The sequence below is a fragment of the Enterobacter asburiae genome (genome assembly GCF_008080435.1).
Taxonomy (GTDB): domain Bacteria; phylum Pseudomonadota; class Gammaproteobacteria; order Enterobacterales; family Enterobacteriaceae; genus Enterobacter; species Enterobacter asburiae_C.
Map to the genome: position 1 here is coordinate 1 of NZ_VRKN01000059.1, position 1,229 is coordinate 1,229.

The window sequence follows — 1,229 nt, forward strand, 5'->3', positions numbered from 1 at the left end:
TGAATCGCCATGGGTTTAACAGACACCTCAGAGTCATTTAAGATGGCTTAAAGAGAGGTGCCCATGAGCGGTAAGCGTTATCCCGAAGAGTTTAAAATTGAAGCAGTCAAACAGGTTGTTGATCGTGGTTATTCTGTTTCCAGCGTTGCAACACGTCTCGATATCACCACCCACAGCCTTTACGCCTGGATAAAGAAGTACGGTCCGGATTCCTCCACTCATAAAGAACAGTCAGATGCTCAGGCCGAGATCCGTCGTCTCCAGAAAGAGCTGAAGCGGGTTACGGACGAACGGGACATATTAAAAAAAGCCGCGGCGTACTTCGCAAAACTGTCCGACTGAGGTACGCCTTTATCCGTGACAACGCCCGTTGCTGGCCTGTTCGCCTGCTCTGTCGGGTGCTGGATGTTCATCCCAGTGGCTTTTACGCCTGGCTTCAGCAGCCGCATTCACAACGCCATCAGGCAGACCTGAGACTGACAGGACAGATTAAACAGTTCTGGCTGGAATCGGGGTGTGTCTATGGTTATCGCAAAATCCATCTGGATCTGCGGGACAGCGGGCAACAGTGCGGAGTGAACAGAGTCTGGCGACTGATGAAACGTGTCGGGATAAAGGCTCAGGTCGGATACCGGAGCCCGCGGGCACGTAAAGGCGAGGCCAGTATCGTGTCGCCCAACAGGCTCCAGCGACAGTTCAATCCGGATGCTCCGGATGAGCGTTGGGTAACGGACATAACCTACATCAGGACCCACGAAGGCTGGCTGTATCTGGCCGTGGTTGTTGATCTGTTCTCACGCAAAATTATCGGCTGGTCCATGCAATCCCGGATGACAAAGGACATTGTCCTGAACGCACTGCTGATGGCTGTATGGCGGCGTAATCCCCAAAAACAGGTGCTGGTTCATTCGGATCAGGGCAGTCAGTACACAAGCCATGAGTGGCAGTCGTTCCTGAAATCACACGGCCTGGAGGGCAGCATGAGCCGTCGCGGTAACTGCCATGATAATGCGGTTGCAGAAAGCTTTTTCCAGTTGTTGAAACGCGAACGGATAAAGAAAAAGATCTACGGAACGCGGGAAGAAGCCCGCAGTGATATTTTTGATTACATCGAAATGTTTTATAACAGTAAGCGTCGGCATGGTTCCAGCGATCAGATGTCACCGACAGAATATGAAAACCAGTATTATCAACGGCTCGGAAGTGTCTAGATTATCCGTGGCGATTCA

General features: G+C 51.5%; 1 protein-coding gene. It reads left to right on the forward strand.

The genetic code is table 11. From position 1 onward, the window contains the following. The first annotated feature begins 63 nt into the window (after positions 1-63). Positions 64-1,211 (forward strand): IS3 family transposase gene (locus FU672_RS24795; protein WP_148245229.1). Its coding sequence is split into 2 segments (ribosomal slippage): positions 64-301 and positions 301-1,211, totalling 1,149 coding nucleotides; the frame shifts between segments, so codons are not numbered across the junction. The last annotated feature ends 18 nt before the right edge of the window (positions 1,212-1,229 follow it).